The following is a 14,473-nucleotide window of genomic DNA, read 5'->3' as shown; positions in this document are numbered from 1 at the left end:
AATTTACAATTGATTTATGATTAGCGCAAGGAATGAGAGCAGTACTTTATTCCACAAAAAATAATTGGGGGTAGCACATGAAAGCAATGAAAAAAGGGCTAATGAGTATTGTTGGTGTCGCACTTTTAGGTACACAGTTAGTTGCATGTGGAAATACGAACACAGCTAATTCAGCGGTTACACCAAGTAACGCTGACAAGACAGAGCCCGCAGCAACTGAGGCTGCTGCTAAGCCAGTAGAAATTACATGGTGGAATTTTCCGAGCTTTCAAGCTTTAGATGGTGAAGTTGGCAAATACGAGAAGGAAATCATTGCAGCTTTTAATGAGAAGAATCCAGAAATTAAAGTCAACCTTGAGATGATCACCTTTGAAGGCGGCCCTGAAAAACTGAATGTCGCAATTGCTTCGAATACCGCACCTGATGTGATCTATGATGCACCTGGACGGATCATCGATTGGGGTAAAAAGGGTTTACTTGCACCACTTAACGATATGGTGACTGATGAAGTGAAGAATGATATTTCAGAAGCTTTTTGGAAGCAATCTAGTGTGGGCGATAACATTTTTATGTACCCGATCAATACTGCACCATTTATGATGGCTGTTAATAAGTCTATTTTTGAAAAGATTGGCGCTCTAGATTTACTTCCTCTCGATAAGGAAGATAGAACATGGACGTTTGAAGAATATAAGAAGGCACTAGCAGCAGTGAAAGAAAAGGCTCCGGATGTTATTCCAACAGGATTCTTCGCGAAGAGCCAAGCTGGAGATCAAGGCACTCGCGCTTATCTAGCTAACTTAGGCGTATCTAGATTCCTAAATGAAGATAATTCCGCAGTCGCTATCAATACAGATAATGCTGCAAAAGCGCTAGATTGGATTGTCCAAGCTACGAAAGATAAGCTTAGCGTTTCCGGTGCGGCTTCACTTGCGGCTGCTGATGTGAACGATTTATTCCTGCAAGGGAAGTTGGCTTTTACACTTAACTATTCCGCTGTACTAAAGGCTCAGAACGTATCCAAAAAAATGGTTCAATTCGAAGATGTACTTCTTCCATTCCCTACATTAGATGGTTCGGAACCAAAGCTTGAGCCTTATCTGGGTGGTATGGCCGTGTTCAATAATGGTGACGAGGCTAAGATCGCAGCTTCCAAAAAGCTGATTGATTTCATTGCTAATGATCCAGTATGGGGTAAGAAAAACTTGATTCAGACAGGCGGCCTTTCGGTTCGTAATTCGATTACTGGCTTATACGATGATGCAGAATACAAATACGCTGAATATGCTCGTAAATTTACGACAGATGCACCAACGATTGCTGATGGATATGCTGATATTCGTACGTTCTGGTTCCCGGAATTACAACGTGCTTTGACTGGAGGCGCAACTGGTAAGGAAGCTTTGGATAGTTTTGCAACAAAAGCAAACGAAGCGATTACTAAAGCAAAAGCAGCTTTGAAATAAAAAGGTGAATAGAGTGCGGGAAGCACTCTATTCTTTTTAAAAAATAAGTTGCGCTCACCTATAAATATCATTATTTTTCATCAGAGAAATGGGGAGAAGGTCGTGGAGACAACAGTTCGCAAAATAAAAGGTTATGTGATACGCGATTGGATGATGAGTTATCTTTTCTTACTTCCAGCATTTGGGTTCTTTCTGTTATTTGTAGCCTATCCGATGGTAAAAGGAGTCTATATTAGTTTCTTCGATTACTCTTTGAGAGATTTTAGTTTTATTGGCCTCGATAATTACATTTCATTAATTAAAGACGATAATTTCATGAAATCTATGGGGAATACTTTATTGCTTGTACTCATTACTGTACCGATCGTTATTATCTTCTCACTGTTTGTCTCGATGAACATCTATAAGAAAAAAGAGTTTGCCAGATCATTTTTCCGCGGTGTATTCTACTTGCCAGCCGTATCCTCGGTCGTAAGTATCACAGTCGTGTGGGGCTGGATTTACCATCCCAACTACGGAATTCTTAATTATTTGACTGGTTTGTTTGGAATGGAGCCTGTTTCATGGCTTGGAGATACTAGAACAGCATTACTTGCAATTATCGTGGTCTTAATAACGACTTCTGTAGGGCAACCGATCATTTTATATGTGGCATCCATTGGTAACATTCCTACTTCTTACATTGAAGCGGCAGAGATTGATCGAGCAACGCCTTGGCAAATTTTCCGAAAAATATTATGGCCGATGCTGATGCCAACGAACTTATATATTATTGTGATTACTACGATTAATACCTTTCAGTGCTTTGCACTGATTCAACTCCTAACCTCGGGTGGACCCGTATATAGCACTTCAACCGTAATGTATGGCGTATATGAACAAGCCTTTATGCTAGGTCATTTCGGATATGCGTCAGCAATGGGCGTCATACTCGCGATTGTGATTGGGATTATTTCTATCATTCAATTCAAATACTTTGGCAGCGATGTTGAGTATTAAGGAGGGGACATCATGAATTATACGACGAATCCATTAGAGCTGAAAGCACCTATTATCCAATCTAAGAAAGTAAGCGCATGGAGAAAAGAATTAACGATTCCAAAAATAATTGCTACGATCCTGTTGATTTTGGCTACAATATTTTTTATCTTTCCTTTTTATTGGGTGGTATCAGGGGCCTTTAAACTTCAAACAGTGGCAACGACCATCCCACCGGAGTGGTTTCCGTTAAAGCCGACGCTACAGAACTGGACAGAATTATTCAAGAATCCAGTAGAACGCTGGATGTTTAATAGCTTTATTATTGCTTTTGCAGAAATGGCTGCGATTTGTATAGTATCCTCTTGTGCAGGATATGTGCTTGCAAAGAAGTCTTTTCCTGGGCGAGGAATTATCTTTACGTTATTTGTTGCCGCTATGGCATTGCCTAAGCAAGTTATTCTTGTTCCGCTGTTTACGATGTTAGCTGACTTTGGTTGGGTCAATACGTATAAAGGGCTTATTTTACCGGCGATTGGTTGGCCATTTGGAGTCTTCCTGATGAAACAGTTCGCTCAAACGATTCCGGGAGAACTAATAGAAGCGGCTAAAATCGATGGTAGCTCTGAGATTCGATTGTTTGGAACGATCATTTTACCGTTATTGAAACCAGCCGTGGGTGCTCTGGCGATATTCACCTTCATCACTTCTTGGAACGATTATTTTAGCCAGCTTATCATGACGAGATCTACTTCAATGATGACCTTGCCACTTGGGGTAGCGACACTTCGAGGCGAGTTCACAACGAACTATGGACTGCTTATGGCAGGTGCTGCGTTAGCTTCTATTCCTATGATTGCAATTTTCCTAATGTTTCAAAAGGCATTCACACAAGGGATCACCATGGGGGCTGTTAAGGGTTAAATATTCTTATAACAACGAAAATTAACAATTGTGAAATAAACGACGGAGGGCTATTATCTATGAAATCATATAATCTTGAAGCTTTTAAAGGCATTATTATCGCTTTGTACTCCAGTTATGATGCTGAGGGGAATATAGATAAAGAAGCGGCACGCAAATTAGCTCGTCATTATGCTTCTACAGGTGTGAAAGGTCTTTATGTTGGCGGAAGTTCAGGCGAAGGCATGCTGCAATCTGTAGAAGAGCGTAAACAAATGCTCGAAGCAGTTATAGCGGAAGTAGGAGATAAGCTTACGATCATTGCGCATGTAGGTGCTCCATCTACAAGAGACAGTGTTGATCTAGCTGTGCATGCTGAATTAGTAGGTGCCCATGCGGTATCGGCTGTCCCAGCTATCTATTACCGTTTGTCTTCGGACAGTGTTGAAAGCCATTGGCAAGCGATCATCGATAGTACTTCGCTTCCTTTTATTATCTACCATATCCCGCAAACGACAGGCTTTCAATTATCGAAGAGCTTGCTCATTAAGATGGCCGAACAGGATAAAGTGATTGGAGTGAAAATATCAGCAGAAAGTACATTTGAGCTTCAGCAGTTTAAGGCAGCAGGTGGAAATGAGTTTCTAGTATTGAATGGTCCGGATGAACAGTACTTAGCTGGCCGCAGTATCGGGGCGGATGGTGGGATTGGTGGAACCTACGGGGTAATGCCCGAGTTATTCTTAAAAGTTGAACAATGTTATGTGCATGGTGATATGGCTGAAGCGCAAAAATGGCAGTTCATCATCAATGATCTCATTGTAGAATTATTATCCTTCCCATCTTTATATGGCGCATGTAAAGCAATACTGAGTTTGCGTGGATTTGAAACGGGTAAACCAAGAATGCCACTGCTACCTATCAAAGATTCCGATCAGGATCGGGTGGAAGCTCTCAACAATAGAATATTAGAATATATTCTTGAAGCGAAGGGATAGGGTTACTGATGACTCGAATGAGCGATATCTTTCCGATGAAAGGTCTGATCGTATCATGTCAGGCACTTGAGCATGAGCCGCTTCATGGTGGGGATACAATGGCAAAAATGGCAAGAGCAGCGGTTCAATCAGGAGCTATTGGAATTCGGACAAATGGGGTTCCAGATATTGTAGCGATCAAAGAAGAGGTAAATGTACCGGTTATTGGACTTATTAAACGGGATATTCCCGGATCAGCCATATTTATTACCCCCACACTAGAAGAAGTGAAAGCGATAGTCGCCGCAAAAGCGGATATTATTGCTTTAGATGTTACGAATCGGGAAGGTCGCTTAGAGTCGGTTAAGCCTTTAATCGCATATGCCCATCAAATGGGTGTGCTCGTAATGGCGGATATATCGACTTTGGAGGAAGGACTGGCAGCGGAGGAATTAGGTGTGGATTTCATTGGTACAACACTTTCGGGCTATACACCTTACAGTACGCAACAAGAAGGACCAGACATTGTCTTGATTCAGCAATTATGTGAGTTCGTGAAGATTCCCGTCGTTGCGGAAGGGCGTATTTGGATACCTGAAGATGCAGCGAGAGCTAAGAATGCAGGAGCTTCTTATGTCGTGGTAGGTAGTGCGATTACAAGGCCGCAGTTAATTACATCACGATATGTCAAAGCCGTGAGCGATTGCAAAGACTGAAGGAGGTGAGTCCGTGTTAGAAGGATATGATCCTCTAATGGAATATGCTATCGGAGTAGATATCGGGGGAACGAAAATTAATGCTGGACTCGTTTCCTCACAAGGGGATGTATTACATACAGTAAGTTTGAGCACAATGGCTGGGTTCACGAAAACCGTGGACCGAGCTATTCTTGTTATTCAAAAGTTAATGAATGAAGTTACAGCGAAGTATACAGGAGTTCAGATTAAAGGGATCGGTGTAGGAACAGCAGGGCAAGTCGATTGGGAAACAGGGAGCATTCGCTCGGCCTCCGAGCTTATTCCTGGGTATGCTGGGACAGCCCTGAAAGCGTTGCTTCAGACTCAGTTCCAGCTTCCGGTAATCGTAGATAATGACGTAAATGTACTAGCATTAACAGAGAAATATTTAGGATCTTGTATAGGGGTTGAAGATTTTATCTGTCTTGCACTTGGAACAGGTGTAGGTGGGGCGATTGTCGTAGATGGCCGTCTCATTCATGGAGCTTGGGGTGGTGCTGGAGAGTTAGGGCATATGTCCGTAGATTTCAAAGGACCTGCTTGCGTTTGTGGCGGAAAAGGTTGCTTGGAACATTATGCTTCAGGCACAAGCATCGCACGTCGAATGGGAGAAAAGTTAACTATAAACAACCTGCCTCTTGATAACGTAGACTCACGAGAAGTGATAGCGAGATGGAAGGCAGGAGACCCTCTAGCCACAGAAGTAATGGAAGAAACAATAGCTGCTCTTGGATCAGCTATCGCTTCTTTTATTCATATATTTAACCCTAAGGTCATTGTTATTGGTGGTGGAGTGGCTGAAGCGGGTGAGTTATTATTCGAAGGAATAAGAAGAGATGTGGCTGCGAGAACGATGCTATCGATGCATGACAACGTTCGAATTGAAACAGCCTATCATGGCAATTCCTGTGGAATGATCGGTGCGGCATTACAGATTTGGGAGTACGCTGTCTCAGTCAGTTCTTTTTACACTGAAGAATCCATCGAAATCTCTTGATAAAATAGAATATTTTACCGATAATGTTAAAGGGGATGAGAATAAAAAGACGACAACGTCTTTTTTTTTGGGTCTCTAATCCGTTTATAAGGAGTGATGATGTTTGAGTACGAACAACACCACAATGAAGTCCGAGAGAGGTCAGTATTCGTAAGGGAAGAACACCTCTCAATGACTATGGGAGGCACTATCGGAAATGATGACTTTAATGAACATGGTACGGGGAACAGAGAACGATCTACCTGCCAAAGAAATGATCAAGTATTGGAATCATGAGCCTGGAACTTTAAAGTTCTTCAGGGCCAGCAGTAATTTTATTTATACGTTTCATTGGAATGAGAAGCGATATTATTTAAGGTTTACTCACGAAGAGGATAATACCGCTGAGAATATCCAGGCTGAACTAGATTTTATGATGTACTTATTGGAACAGGGGTATGAGACTGTAGCGCCAGTACGCTCCAAGCAAGGGAATTGGATTGAGACGCTTTCAACTGGAAATGGTAGGTATCACGGGGTTGTTTTTGAACAAGCCCTAGGGGAGTGCGTTTCAATTGAAGAGATGTCGGAGCTGCACTTCCAACAATGGGGTCAAACGCTCGCACAATTGCATAATTTATCGGAGACTTATGCTCCGAGCACACCATCTCGTAAAAGTTGGGTCGATTCGCTCCATTTTATTTTATCCGTATTAAGAAGGCACCCTGAGGAGCATAAAGCGCTTAAGGAATATGAACGAATTGAAGCGTGGTTAAGTGAGCTCTCTTTTGGCGTAGGACATACAGGGCTGATCCATTTTGATTTTGAGACAGACAATATCTTTTATATGAAAGAGAAATCTCGATTTAGTGCGATCGACTTTGATGACTCTATGTATCATTGGTTTGCGATGGATATCACATCAGCCCTAAGAGATTTATCCAAGCAGAATGATGATGAGAGTAAGAAGAACATGAATCTGTTTATTAGTGGGTATAGATCAGTAAAGCGGCTGGATGATGAATATATCAAGCTTTTGCCTGAGTTCCAAAGGTTCTCTGACTTATATGGATTCGCTAGGTTGCTCCGAAGTTTGGAGAATATGGACGATTCTACCTGTCCTGATTGGGCACTACAGCTTAAATCAAAGCTAGAAGGAATCTGTGATCATATTCGGGATGGCTTTCATTCTCATATCGTGTTGAAGCCAATCACTGAAAGAAATTGGTATGCGTGTACTCAATTAGAGGTGTCCAATGAGCAAAAAGCGGTTTTTCCTGTACCCGTTGTTTACTGGTTGGCAGAATCGGCTTATTGTGGAATGACTCCGTTGGCTATATATGCAGATGAAGAATTGGTAGGGTTCACAGTATATGCCGTAGATCCTGAGGACGGAAGTTATTGGATTATGGCTTATATGATTGACCAGAAATATCAGAATAGAGGCTTCGGAAGAACTGGGATGGATGCCTTGATTCGATATCTAAAAGCCGAACATCACTGCGACAAAATCGTTATTGGGCATAGAATAGAGAACGAATGTGCTTCGAACTTGTATACATCCCTTGGATTCGATGAAGTAAGTAGGGATGAGGTTGAAGTTGTACGAGAGTTGGTAGTGTAAAAAGAAAAGGGCCGTTCCACAAGTGGTTTTTAATTACTTGGGAGCGGCTTTTTTTCTAATCCAGTCAATGACCCTTCAAATTTAGCTCCAATTGAACAATTAGTTATGATGAACGAAAGGCAGCCCCTGTTCGCACACCGTAGGTTAAAATGGAAGTTGAAGGACAACCATTTCAGAGCTACATGCGAAAGGAGCTGTTAATATGAAGAATACCATAAAATACGTAGGTTTGGATGTATCAAAAGAAAAAATTGCGGTGGCGATTGCAGATGAGGGTCGAGAACCCGCACGATATTATGGAGCCATATCTCATACCCCAGATGCTGTGGCTCGAATGATTCGGAAAATCAAAGGTACAGGGATTACACTGGAGGTCTGCTATGAAGCCGGGCCTACGGGGTACGACTTATATCGCTGGCTGACGAAAATGGGGATTTCCTGCGTGGTAATCGCACCTTCGCGTATGCCACAGCGTCCCGGCGATGCTATAAAAACCGATCGACGGGATGCTGAAAAACTGGCTCAACTGCACCGCGCAGGAGAATTGACTGCGATCCATGTGCCGACTCCTGAACTCGAAGCCTTAAGAGATCTCATTCGTGCACGAGAAGATGCTAGGCAGGACTTACATCGGGTTCGGCAACGGCTCATTCATTTTCTGTTGCGTCACCAAATTCACAAGCCAGAAGGCATGAAAAAACGTTGGACCAAAAGGTACCGGGAATGGCTGTCTATGTTGAAGTTTAATAATGTAGCTCAAGAAAAAGTTTTCGCGGAATCCCTGCAACAGCTCCGGGAAGTGGAGGAGCGAATCAAGCGACTTGAAGCCGCAATGCGAGAAGAAGCACAGATCTGTCCATACGCACCTGTCATTCAAGCGTTGCAAGGTCTGCGGGGAATTGCCCTGCTGACGGCTATGACTTTAGTTGTCGAGATTGGAAATTTTGAGCGTTTTCGTTCACCGGCTCAGCTCATGAGTTACCTGGGACTAGTGCCACGGGAGTATTCATCGGGAGCAAGTACCAAAAGAGGAAGTCTTACAAAAACCGGAAATTCCGGTGTGCGACGTGCACTGGTGGAGTCCGCATGGAGTTACCGTCACCGTCCTGCAGTTAAAGGAGATTTAGCAGTGCGCTTAGAGGGTCAGAGTGCTCATGTCCATGAAACGTCGTGGAAAGCCCAAGAACGGTTACACAGCAAGTATTTAAAGTTAGTCAGACGTGGGAAACACCGAAATTTAACTATGGCTGCGGTAGGTCGTGAGTTAGTTGGATTCATCTGGTCAATAGCGGTAGATGCAGAACGGAAAATGGCGTAGGTGAAATGAAAAAAACACAAAAAGTATACCCAAAAGATTTGAATTCTTGGGGCATGGAGACAAAGAGAAAGGTACGAGGAGAATCCGTGAATTCCCTATGCACAGGATCCCAGATCTGACGTGCGAAATTAGTTTGCGGAAGCTCCTTCGACGTAGGCATAATATGTGGTAACCAACCCACGGATAGCAGATTGCCAGCCGACGACTCGCATTTTGTCTCTGTGCCCAAGGAATTGAAAACCCTTTGGTTTAAAGGGGAAAACAGGGGTATTGACTAATTCGTTCATAGCAGGGAATTTCTCCCTCAAATTCTGAGATTATTGGTCGGTAGACTGATAATTAGGGAAAATCTCCCTAAAATTTATCTGATTTGATGAAAATCAAAGGAATTAGCCTGATTTATAGGGAGAAATTCCCTAATTCCATTCATTAATAGCGAATATCGACTATTTATAGGGAGTTTTTCCCTAATTAGTGTTGAACCATCAAGCGAGAACCTGTTACTAGCACTACTTAATAAAAAAGAAGCTGCCCCATAAGCAGCATTACCTACTTTTGAGACATCTTCTTTATGTATTAGGCCACTCCTGTTCCAAAGAGGAATAAACAATCTCGTTGCACCATTGCTGATTACAGAATCTAGTCTCCCTAAGAATCCCGTCCCTAATCATCCCCGCTCTGATCATTACTTTCTCAGATTGCACATTCTCTGCGTTGGCATAAGCAACAACTCTATGTGCATTAAGGGAGGTAAAGGCATATGTTATCAGGTTCTTTACCGCTTCAGTTGCATATCCCATTTTCCAATAATCCGGAAGGAGGACCCAACCAATTTCCCATTCTCTGATTTCTTCCCAGTTTAACTTTATACTCACATTACCGATGGGCTTCATATCCTGCTTTGTACATATTGCAAGATCATAATATTGCCGTGGATCACTTGTTGCTTGAGACAAGATCGAAAGGAAGTCATCTTTAATTTGTTTTGCATCAGGCGCTGTGTTCTCAAATTTATAGGATAAAGGATTTTGCTCTAGTTCTTCATAAAAAGAAGAATCATTGCTTGTATAATCTCTTAAGATTAATCTGTCTGTTATTATTTCCACGAACATAACACTCCTAGTTTAAGTTTTAGATGGCCTATGGCTTAAGAAAATATCGAGAATCTGACTACAAAACGCTACGACTAAAAAAGGGACTCCTACAACACGATTATCGTTGATTAACAAAATAATAGCTGCGATAAGAAAGGCTAGAGCTATGATGGCGAAAGTTCGATGCTTTTTAATGTGATAACCTCCATGGTTAATGTTCTCAGATGACCACTCCCAATTTAAGCGGATAAATGGTAAACTCTGTAATGCTACTCTGTAACTTCTTGTAGATCCATGTAATTCCCTTTATTTTTCATAATATTTACACATTAAAAAAATATAAGATCACTATCCTTCCATTTTTATCTACTATAATAGTGGAATTGTGATACAGTAGTAATGGTTTATTTACTAGAGGGGGATTTTGGAAAATGAAAGCTATTAAATGGAGTATTGCAGCAGTACTAGCGGTATCTATGTATGGTCCAATTCATACAGCTAAGGCAGCAGATGTAAATAGCACAAATGTAGTGAACGAACAGTCGATTTCCAGCACGGATGATTTGATTTTTCAAATGGATTATACGGAAATGACTGTTGGGGATAAGGTTCCAGTGCAAATTTATGCAAAAGGACCTGATGGCTCATCCGAACGTGTTCCACTGTCTCAAGCAGATATGGTAATTGAGAAGCCGTATTTATTGCAAAAGCTGCCCGATGGTTCAATAAAAGCATTAGCCGTTGGTGAAACCAATGTAACCGTACGTTCAGGAGCTAATTCCAAAACGTTAAAGTTATCTATCAGTGCTGATAAGGACATCGAAACAGGTGTATTAATCAGTGGCACGATGTATTTGCCTGTACAATCTACGTTTAAACTCTTGGGTGCTACTGTTCAGGCGAATACAGCCACTAAGACCTTTAGCATTCGTCTTGGAGATTTGCCTATCCAACTTCAGCTAGGCAGCGATATTGCTATGGTGAATGGGAATAAGGTGAAAATGAGTGGTAGAGTGCAAACCGTGGATGGAGGAGCTGTATTCCCTGCAACCCTCTTAAAAACAGCATTGGGAGCAGTGTTGGACTTTGGTGCTCATTATGAGTCTTTGAACATCAATTTCGGTAAAGCGGAGTTATTTGCGTACACGAAAAATACGTTAAAAATAGCCAAAAGAGAATCTCAAGGGGATCTCGCCAAGCTAATCGGAAAGACCTATTGGTTCAACCAGTTTGATTCCGACTATAAATTTCAAAAAGCAACGATCGTTGATATTCTTGTGAGCGATGATAATGAGTTTGCAATTTCTTTTAAATTGGCTTCAGGTAAAGTTGTGGAGACTTATGATATGGAATATGATCAGGTTACTCGCGTTCTAGCAAACAAAGAGTATTTCTTTACATCTGATCCTACCAAAATCTATAAATGGTCAAATGCGATTTGGGCCAAAATCAAGGCGGGTACAATTTCGACAGGGATGACGAAGCAGCAAGTAGAATTAAGCTGGGGCACTCCAGTTAATAAATCAAGTCTATCTGGCAGTGGGATTAAAGTGGAAACTTGGCAGTATAGAAATTATAATTACGTTACCTTTACAAATGGTGTTGTCTCAATGATTTATACGAACTAATGTAAGGGAACTACAACTTCATATTAATCAAAGGACGCCTTCAGCTTCATCACCGGGCGTCCTTTTCTTATATTTGACCTCTTCGGCATTGTTTTAGTCATAGAGCCTGTCTCTAAAGCATATCTTGTGGGAGAAGCACTTCCAGAATGAAGTGTTGACTATTTGTGACCGAAACGAGGGGTTCATTATGGCAAAGTCAAAACGTGGACATGCACTTTGGAATTTACCATCCAGAGGCAGAGGCACTTGCCCGATCTGTCAGAACACGCGTATTAAACTGCTTTATCCCAAGAAAAAAACGGATGGAGCAGTCGTTAAGGTCTGTAAGCGTTGTGACAAAGCACCACAAACCAAGGTGGATGCAGTATTGGTGTAAAAGAGTAACGCAAGGATGCCTAATTGTAGCTATATGCATAATGCATGTAGGCACAACTAGGCATCCTTATTTTAAAATATAATTATTTCAGCGTACGATGAATGACCTGATCACGTCTAGGTCCTACAGAAACTGTAGAAATTCGTATTCCAATAGACGTTTCAATAAAGTCTACGTAGCTTTTAGCTTGCTCTGGCAGCTCGTCGAAGCTGGTGATATGTGAGATATCGCAGTTCCAGCCAGATAAATGCGTTAATATCGGCTTTGCTGTGCTTAGCTTATTTGTTGCTGGAAACTTGTCGGTGATTTCTCCATTTTCAAGCTCATAGGCAACGCAAACCGGAATCTCATCTAAATAACCAAGAACATCAAGATTGGTCAACACAACCTCCGTCGCACCTTGCATAAGGCAACCGTAGCGTGTAGCTACAGCATCAAACCAGCCCATACGTCTAGGACGTCCAGTGGTTGCTCCAAATTCTCCAGCATCGCCACCTCGTGTGCGAAGTTCATCTGCTACAGGGCCTTCTAATTCAGATACAAAAGGTCCGGCACCCACACAACTGGAATATGCCTTCGTTACAGCAATGACATTAGTGATGGCAGCCGCAGGAAGCCCCGCGCCGACAGGTGCATATCCGGCAAGTGTCGATGAGGAGGTTGAGTACGGATAAATCCCGTGATCAGGATCTCGCAGAGCGCCTAATTGCCCTTCAAGCAGAATCGTCTCTCCTTTTGCATAAGCCGCATGCAGTAATTCTGTTGTATTGGTTACGTAAGGTGCCAACTGCTCTGCTTCTTTTTGTAACTGAGTCATTAATTCCGAAACTTGGATAGGCGCTTTCTTATATAAATGCTCAAGCAATACATTTTTGGAAGCTAGTAATTGTTCGAGACGTTTCTCAAGTCGGGCAGGATCAAACAAATCCGCAACCTGTATGCCGAGCTTCGCATATTTATCCGCGTAGAATGGTGCTATACCTCGTTTGGTAGAACCGAACCCGTGCGATCCCAATCGTTCCTCCTCCAGCTCATCAAACAAACGATGAATCGAGAGTACAATTTGAGCACGTTCAGATACGTATAACTTCGGTTTTGGAACTCCTCTATCCGCTAATGCCTGTAATTCCTTTACCAATACTTCTGTATCAAGAGCTGTTCCTGGTCCAATAATGTTTGTTACTGAAGGGTAAAATACACCAGAAGGCAGCATATGAAGCGAAAATTTTCCATACTGGTTAATGATGGTATGCCCAGCATTACTTCCACCTTGAAATCGAACCACATAGGATGATTGTGCGGCTAGTACATCTGTCATCTTACCTTTGCCTTCGTCTCCCCAGTTAGCTCCTACAATTGCGATTACGGTCACGCGATTACCTCCCAAGCTTGTGATTGGCTACAGATCTAAGTATAATACTAGATAGATCATTAGAAAAATTGATATATGTAATATCTATTATAAGGTGAGGTAATGACTTGGGCATGGACATCAACTTGGAATGGTATCGCTCTTTTTACTGGGTAGCACAAACAGGTAGCTTAACTGCGGCAGCAGAACGACTGAATATCACACAACCAGCAGTGAGTCACACGATTAAGCAATTGGAAGAAAAGATGGGCGGCCCCTTATTTTTTCGCACCTCTAGAGGGGTGGACCTAACGACGGAAGGCAAAGTACTGCTTCGGTTTATTGAACAAGCCTTTCAGAATGTGGAGATGGGTGAGCGAGCGATTGCTGAAATGAACAACTTAAATAGCGGGGAGATTCATATCGGAGCTAGTGATACCCTCTGCAAATATTACTTGTTGTCTTATCTTGAGCAATATCACGAACAATATCCGAATGTCCGCATTCATATTACGAATCGAACAACACCGGAAACGCTCTCGCTTCTAAAAGAAGGGAAAATCGATTTTGGCATCGTTAGCTTACCGGCAACTGACAAACAGATCGAATTTCGTAAGAGCACACGACTTCAAGATTGCCTTGTAGGTGGCAAGGGTTTCCGTCATTTAGAGGACAAAACAATGCCACTTTCAGACATCAAGCAGTACCCATTGTTATTCCTAGAGCAAGGAGGCAGCACAAGAAAGTATATAGATGGGTTTCTTGCCTCCAATCATGTGACGATAACACCAGAGTTTGAATTAGGAAGTGTAGATCTTCTTGTTCAGTTCGCTTTGCGTGGCTTTGGTCTTGCTTTTGTTATTCGTGATTATGTTACGGATGAATTAAAGAGTGGAGAACTTGTAGAAATTCCTTTAGATCCACCGTTTCCAGAGCGTAATATAGGGATAGCGACTCTTAGAGGAGTTCCACTCTCAGCTGCGTCAAAGTCCTTTCTAACATTATTGGACTAAAACAAAATCAGGTGCAGGATCATCCACATGAG

The 14,473-nt window shown here is 42.2% G+C and carries 13 protein-coding genes; 11 read left to right on the top strand and 2 right to left on the bottom strand.

What is annotated here, in order from left to right; all coding sequences use genetic code 11:
* Positions 1-77 precede the first annotated feature (77 nt).
* The 8 genes from NSS67_RS20805 (at position 78) to NSS67_RS20770 (ending at position 8,979) form a co-directional block, all read left to right on the top strand.
* Complete coding sequence (locus tag NSS67_RS20805) at positions 78-1,466, top strand: extracellular solute-binding protein (RefSeq protein WP_339315499.1); 1,389 nt, start codon at positions 78-80, stop codon at positions 1,464-1,466.
* 150 nt (positions 1,467-1,616) lie between these two features.
* Positions 1,617-2,465: a sugar ABC transporter permease gene (locus tag NSS67_RS20800; RefSeq protein ID WP_339320651.1), complete on the top strand. Its 849-nt coding sequence runs from the start codon at positions 1,617-1,619 to the stop codon at positions 2,463-2,465.
* A 12-nt stretch (positions 2,466-2,477) separates the two neighbouring features.
* Entirely contained in the window at positions 2,478-3,368 is an 891-nt protein-coding gene (locus NSS67_RS20795) for a carbohydrate ABC transporter permease (RefSeq protein ID WP_339315497.1), read from the top strand.
* A gap of 59 nt (positions 3,369-3,427) precedes the next feature.
* Complete coding sequence (locus NSS67_RS20790; RefSeq protein ID WP_339315496.1) at positions 3,428-4,345, top strand: dihydrodipicolinate synthase family protein; 918 nt, start codon at positions 3,428-3,430, stop codon at positions 4,343-4,345.
* Between the two features lie 35 nt (positions 4,346-4,380).
* Complete coding sequence (locus NSS67_RS20785; RefSeq protein ID WP_339315495.1) at positions 4,381-5,040, top strand: N-acetylmannosamine-6-phosphate 2-epimerase; 660 nt, start codon at positions 4,381-4,383, stop codon at positions 5,038-5,040.
* A gap of 13 nt (positions 5,041-5,053) precedes the next feature.
* Positions 5,054-6,058: an ROK family protein gene (locus tag NSS67_RS20780; RefSeq protein WP_339315494.1), complete on the top strand. Its 1,005-nt coding sequence runs from the start codon at positions 5,054-5,056 to the stop codon at positions 6,056-6,058.
* 196 nt (positions 6,059-6,254) lie between these two features.
* Positions 6,255-7,661 carry a GNAT family N-acetyltransferase gene (locus NSS67_RS20775; RefSeq protein WP_339315493.1) on the top strand — a complete coding sequence of 469 codons (1,407 nt, stop codon included), beginning with the start codon at positions 6,255-6,257 and terminating at the stop codon, positions 7,659-7,661.
* A 202-nt stretch (positions 7,662-7,863) separates the two neighbouring features.
* Positions 7,864-8,979, top strand: a complete 1,116-nt coding sequence (locus NSS67_RS20770; protein ID WP_339315492.1) for an IS110 family transposase — start codon at positions 7,864-7,866, stop codon at positions 8,977-8,979.
* Between the two features lie 569 nt (positions 8,980-9,548).
* On the opposite strand, the gene NSS67_RS20765 is transcribed toward NSS67_RS20770, so the two are convergent.
* A complete protein-coding gene (locus NSS67_RS20765) occupies positions 9,549-10,085 on the bottom strand; it encodes a GNAT family protein (RefSeq protein WP_339315491.1) in 537 nt (178 codons plus the stop codon).
* Between the two features lie 419 nt (positions 10,086-10,504).
* Here NSS67_RS20765 and NSS67_RS20760 point away from each other — a divergent pair, with 419 nt between their 5' ends.
* A complete protein-coding gene (locus tag NSS67_RS20760; RefSeq protein WP_339315490.1) occupies positions 10,505-11,701 on the top strand; it encodes a stalk domain-containing protein in 1,197 nt (398 codons plus the stop codon).
* 187 nt (positions 11,702-11,888) lie between these two features.
* Positions 11,889-12,077: a hypothetical protein gene (locus tag NSS67_RS20755; protein ID WP_339315489.1), complete on the top strand. Its 189-nt coding sequence runs from the start codon at positions 11,889-11,891 to the stop codon at positions 12,075-12,077.
* Between the two features lie 82 nt (positions 12,078-12,159).
* Here NSS67_RS20755 and NSS67_RS20750 read toward each other — a convergent pair whose 3' ends face one another.
* Positions 12,160-13,449, bottom strand: a complete 1,290-nt coding sequence (locus NSS67_RS20750) for an adenylosuccinate synthase (protein ID WP_339315487.1) — start codon at positions 13,447-13,449, stop codon at positions 12,160-12,162.
* 113 nt (positions 13,450-13,562) lie between these two features.
* On the opposite strand from NSS67_RS20750, the gene NSS67_RS20745 reads away from it, so the two are divergent.
* Positions 13,563-14,441: a LysR family transcriptional regulator gene (locus tag NSS67_RS20745; RefSeq protein WP_339315486.1), complete on the top strand. Its 879-nt coding sequence runs from the start codon at positions 13,563-13,565 to the stop codon at positions 14,439-14,441.
* The last annotated feature ends 32 nt before the right edge of the window (positions 14,442-14,473 follow it).

Origin of the sequence: Paenibacillus sp. FSL R10-2734, assembly GCF_037963865.1 — a bacterium.
Classification (GTDB): Bacteria; Bacillota; Bacilli; order Paenibacillales; family Paenibacillaceae; genus Paenibacillus_AQ.
The sequence above is the reverse complement of the archived record's forward strand: the minus strand, read 5'-3'. Positions and strand labels throughout refer to the sequence as shown.